The following is a 4,050-nucleotide window of genomic DNA, read 5'->3' as shown; positions in this document are numbered from 1 at the left end:
GCACGGCGTCGGGCGGCGCGGCGTCGGCCGGGGCGGTGGGGCCGGCGGCGAGGAACGCCTCGGCCCAGCGGCCCACCTCGTCGAAGACCTTCTTCCGTACGGCGGGGCCGGAGAGCGTGAGGTCGTGCAGCCCGCCGTCGAAGCGGGCCACTGTGACGTGGCGGCCGAGTCGGGGCGCGTAGCGGACCATGTGCTCGACGTCGAGTACGGCGTCGGCCAGGGTCGCGTTGTCGTGCCACTTGGTGCCTCGGAAGGACCGGGTCGAGCAGGCCAGCAGCACCGGCACCTGGATGTCCAGCCCGGCGCGCAGCCGGCGTTGCCCGGTGCGGATCGCGTTCAGCCAGCCGGCCCGGACCGGGAACCCGGCCAGCGGCTTCCACGCCAGGTCGTAGGTCCACTCGCCGCGGTGGTCGGAGTGGATGCTCTCGCCGTACACCGTGCCCAGCCCGAACGGGAGGATGCGGTGCGGCGCCCTGCGGCCCAGCCGGGACGCGGCGGCCGCGAGGGGTCGACGGACCGCCCAGGGGGCGTTCAGGTCGAAGAAGGGGCTGTTGAGCACCAGGCCGTCGATGGTGCCGGTGTCGCGGCGGGCGTCCGCCCAGAGCGAGATGACCAGGCCGCCGGTGGAGTGACCCATCGCCAGCAGGGTGTCGTGCCCGTCGTCCTTGCGGATGATCTCGGCGGCGGCATCCAGCTCGGGGAAGTAGTCGCTGATCTCGTGGCAGAAGTTCGGGGTCTGGCCAGGAAGCAGGCTGCGGCCGTATTTGCGCAGGTCGAGCGCGTAGAAATCCCAGCCTCGCTCGGCGAAGAAGTCAGCCAGGTGCGTCTGGAAGAAGTAGTCGACGAAGCCGTGCACGTAAAGGACGGCCCGCCCGGTGGGCCGCTCGGCCCGCCGCCGGACCACTGTCGCGACAACGGGGCCTTCGTCGTCGGTGCCCAGGTCGATCGTCTGCCGCTCGTACGGCGGCCCCAACACGTCCGGTTCCACGAACGCGACGCTACGCCGCCAACCTACCCAGCGGTAGCCCGCGCGTCCCACTCGTCCCGCTCGCCGCACTTACCCCGCGATCTTGCACTTTCTGTCCCGACAAAAAGGGGCAAAAGCCGCTGTTCGGGAGCCGAAAGTGCAAGATCGCGGGGTGGGGCGTGGGTCAGGCCGTTTCCGCGTCGGCGCGGGGGGCCAGGTTCTCCGGCTCGTCCGCCTCGATCTGCGGCTGGGGGACGTCACGCAGGTGCTTGTTGTGCCGGGGCTCCTGGCGGGTCTTGGCGTCGTTGAGCCGACGGCGCAGGTCGTCACGGACGTCATTGAGGGCGGCGTGCAGGTCCTCCTCCGCGGAGGTGGTGACGATCTTCTGCCGGCCGGCGATCCAGCACTCCAGGGTGACCTTCTGCCCACGCGCCTCCCGGTCCTTCACCGACACCTCCAGCTCGGTGGCGTCAGCGTGGAAGCTGGCCAGCCGGGCGTCGAGGGTGGCGAACTGCTCGGCGATCCAGTTGCGGTCGCCCTGGGAGAACCCGGCGCCCACCCGCAGGCACTCAGCCACGGTGGCCGGGTTCGCCACGGCGCTCATCGCTGCGCCTCGGAAGCGTTCGCGGAGTCGATGGTAGTGATCGTCATGGTGCTGACCTCTCGTCGACGTGGAGCTGTCGGTGGTGCGTTGATCAAGTCCTTACCCAGTTCCGGTGGCCTGGGAAACCGTGGACGGCGGGTCGGCCCGGTCGGGCGTACCACATCCGGGCGTGATCAGGGCGTTGTCCACAGGTGGGTTCGTCATCCACAGGTCGGGGATGGGCGCCCACGAAGGCCCTCCCCAGTGTCGATGCTCGGTGTCGAGTCGACTCGCGCTGGCAGGCCCCGATCCCCCTGGAGGGACGATGTTCGACACTTACGTGACAATCGTCGGCAATGTGCTGACCACGCCCGAGTGGCGGCGTACGACCCAGAGCAACACTCTGGTGGCCAACTTCAAGGTCGCCTCGACCGCCCGCCGACTCGATCGGGACAGCGGCCGGTGGGTTGACGGCAATTCGCTCCGCGTCCGCGTCAACTGCTGGCGCAAGCTCGCCGAGGGGGTCGCGGCCTCCGTCATGGTCGGCGATCCGGTGGTGGTCTGCGGGCGGCTCTACACCCGCGACTGGACCGACGACAGCGGTAACCACCGCACGCTCTACGAACTGGAGGCGGTGGCCGTCGGCCATGACCTGTCCCGGGGTCGCGCCCGCTTCCTGCGCAACCGGCCGAGCATGGCGACCAGCACCGTGGAGGACGCGGCGGCCGAGAGCCGGGTGCACGGCGAGCCCACCGAACCGGTGCCGGCCGGACAGGCGCCCGTGCTGCCCGACGACCGTCCGCTGGACGACGACTTCGAGCTGCCCGACTACGCGGAGCTGCGAACCAGCCCGTTCGGCAACGTCCCGGCGGGCGACGACAGCTCCCCGAGCGGCGGGGTCTTCGGCGACGGCGGAGCGCTTGCGAGCGCCGGGCAGGCCGACGTTCCGCCGGACCTCGACGACGAGTTGGCCCCTCCACCCGAGGCGGACGACGACAACGCCGACGGTGACCTGGACATCGAGTTGGGGCCGGTGCCCGACGAGGGGCAGCCGGAGCCGGCGCAGCCCGGTCGAGGGCGGCGTGGTCGGGGCCGGATCCCGCAGCCAGCCTGACCGATCGGCTCGGCCGTCGCGGGTTGGGCGGCGGTCGAGCTGGCCAGGGCACCGTTCGGTCACAGGTGCTGCGGCGAAACGGCACCACCCGGCACGGCGCGGTGCGGCACGACGGGGGCGGGGTGGCGGCGCGACCAGCGTCGTCACCCCGCGTGACGGGCGTCGGTGGGCTGGTCTGCCTGTTCGCTCCACGGGTTCTCGTTGCCGTTGCGGGACCGTGGGTTGGGCTGGTTCACGGAATGCTCGTCTAGGCTGGCCGGCCGGAGGTGGTGCGGGTGCGACGGACAGCGCCGATGGCGAACGCGGTGGGGCTGCTCGCCGGGTACGCGCTGGACAGGGTGCTCGGTGACCCCCGCCGTTGGCACCCGGTGGCCGGCTTCGGGCAGGCCGCAGGCGCGCTGGAGCGCCGCCTCTACCGCCCGGACCGAACGGCGGGTACGGCATTCACCGCGCTGGCCGTCGGCGGGCCGGTGTTGCTCGGGGCGGTCGTCGCGGCGGCTACCCGGCACCGGCCGGTGACCCGCGCGGTGCTGGTGGCGGCCGGCACGTGGACCGTGCTGGGCGGCCGCACGCTACGGCACGAGGCGACCGTCATGGGCCGTACGCTGCGTGACGGTGACCTGCCCGCCGCCCGGCGCCGCCTCGGTCACCTCTGCGGGCGGGACCCGTCGACGCTGGGCGAGTCGGAGCTGGCCCGTGCCACCGTCGAGTCGGTCGCGGAGAACACCTCCGACGCGGTGGTCGCTCCGCTGCTCTGGGGTGCGGTCGCCGGTCTGCCCGGGCTGCTGGGCTACCGCGCGGCGAACACCCTCGATGCGATGGTCGGGCACCGGTCGACGCGCTACGCGCGGTTCGGCACACCGGCCGCTCGGCTGGACGACGTGCTCAATCTCGTGCCGTCCCGGCTGACCGGGCTGCTCACCATCGCCGTCGCGCCGGTCGCGCACGGGGACCGGCAGCGCGCCTGGCAGGTGTGGCGGCGGGACCGCAACGACCACCCGAGCCCCAACGCCGGTCAGTGCGAGGCGGCGATGGCCGGTGCGCTCGGAGTCCGCCTCGGCGGTCGCAACGTCTACTTCGGGCGCTCCGAGGTGCGGCCGTTCCTCGGCGACGGTCCCCGCCCGGAGGCGCGGCACCTGAAGCGGGCCGCCCGGATCTCCGGCGCGGTGGGGCTGGCCGCCGTCGGGTTGGCCGCCGCGTACCCGGTGACGCTCGGCCGGCTGGTTGACGCGGTGAGCAGGCGTGCACTGATCGGCGCGGTGGGCCGGCGAGGGCCGGCAGGTGCGGCCGGAGGGCGCGGGCTGGCTGGCGTGGCCGGGGCCGTGCGGCTGGGTGGTGCCGGTGAGCGTGGACTGCGGGCCGTCGGTATGGGCAGGGCTGTCGGAG

General features: G+C 72.9%; 3 protein-coding genes and 1 pseudogene. 2 read left to right on the top strand and 2 right to left on the bottom strand.

The genetic code is table 11. From position 1 onward, the window contains the following. Both DLJ58_RS00360 and DLJ58_RS00355 read right to left on the bottom strand, forming a co-directional pair. Positions 1 to 988 (bottom strand): alpha/beta hydrolase (locus tag DLJ58_RS00360; protein ID WP_167493663.1); only part of this gene is annotated, 988 nt, incomplete at its 3' end. Between the two features lie 163 nt (positions 989 to 1,151). Next, positions 1,152 to 1,571, bottom strand: a complete 420-nt coding sequence (locus DLJ58_RS00355; RefSeq protein WP_124853328.1) for an HPF/RaiA family ribosome-associated protein — start codon at positions 1,569 to 1,571, stop codon at positions 1,152 to 1,154. A gap of 304 nt (positions 1,572 to 1,875) precedes the next feature. Between DLJ58_RS00355 and DLJ58_RS00350 the strand changes: the two genes are divergently transcribed. Both DLJ58_RS00350 and DLJ58_RS00345 read left to right on the top strand, forming a co-directional pair. Continuing rightward, positions 1,876 to 2,664, top strand: coding sequence for a single-stranded DNA-binding protein (locus tag DLJ58_RS00350; protein WP_124853327.1), 789 nt, complete (start codon positions 1,876 to 1,878; stop codon positions 2,662 to 2,664). A 293-nt stretch (positions 2,665 to 2,957) separates the two neighbouring features. After that, a pseudogene (locus DLJ58_RS00345) lies at positions 2,958 to 3,938 on the top strand (cobalamin biosynthesis protein); the annotation flags it as partial. Positions 3,939 to 4,050 lie beyond the last annotated feature (112 nt).

The organism is Micromonospora arida (assembly GCF_003857035.1).
Taxonomy (GTDB): domain Bacteria; phylum Actinomycetota; class Actinomycetes; order Mycobacteriales; family Micromonosporaceae; genus Micromonospora; species Micromonospora arida.
This window is presented reverse-complemented; position numbering and strand designations above follow the sequence as displayed.